This window comes from Nocardia sp. SSK8, from assembly GCF_037034205.1.
Taxonomy (GTDB): Bacteria; Actinomycetota; Actinomycetes; order Mycobacteriales; family Mycobacteriaceae; genus Nocardia.
The window spans coordinates 1-761 of sequence record NZ_JBAGKD010000033.1 but is presented as its reverse complement, the minus strand read 5'-3'; the positions used below and the strand labels follow the sequence as shown (position 1 = coordinate 761).

General features: G+C 56.4%; 1 rRNA gene. It reads right to left on the bottom strand.

The annotated features are described in order from the left end of the window. Positions 1–761 (bottom strand): 23S ribosomal RNA (locus tag WA675_RS27245); the annotation flags it as partial.

Sequence of the window (761 nt, the reverse complement as noted above, 5' to 3'; positions counted from 1 at the left end):
TAGTAAGCCCTCGGCCTATTAGTACCAGTCACCTACACACATTACTGTGCTTCCAGTTCCGGCCTATCAACCCCATGGTCTGTAGGGGGCCTTAACCCATCAAGTGGGAGAGAAACCTCATCTTGGAACAGGCTTCCCGCTTAGATGCTTTCAGCGGTTATCCCTTCCGAACGTAGCCAACCAGCAGTGCCCCTGGCGGAACAACTGGCACACCAGAGGTTCGTCCGTCCCGGTCCTCTCGTACTAGGGACAGCCTTCCTCAAGTTTCTAACGCGCGCGGCGGATAGAGACCGAACTGTCTCACGACGTTCTAAACCCAGCTCGCGTGCCGCTTTAATGGGCGAACAGCCCAACCCTTGGGACCTACTCCAGCCCCAGGATGCGACGAGCCGACATCGAGGTGCCAAACCATCCCGTCGATATGGACTCTTGGGGAAGATCAGCCTGTTATCCCCGGGGTACCTTTTATCCGTTGAGCGACACCGCTTCCACTTGCCGGTGCCGGATCACTAGTCCCGACTTTCGTCCCTGCTCGAGCTGTCACTCTCACAGTCAAGCTCCCTTGTGCACTTGCACTCGACACCTGATTGCCAACCAGGCTGAGGGAACCTTTGGGCGCCTCCGTTACATTTTGGGAGGCAACCGCCCCAGTTAAACTACCCACCAGGCACTGTCCCTGAACCAGATCATGGTCCGAAGTTAGAAGCCCAATACGATCAGAGTGGTATTTCAACGACGACTCCACCAACACTGGCGTGCTG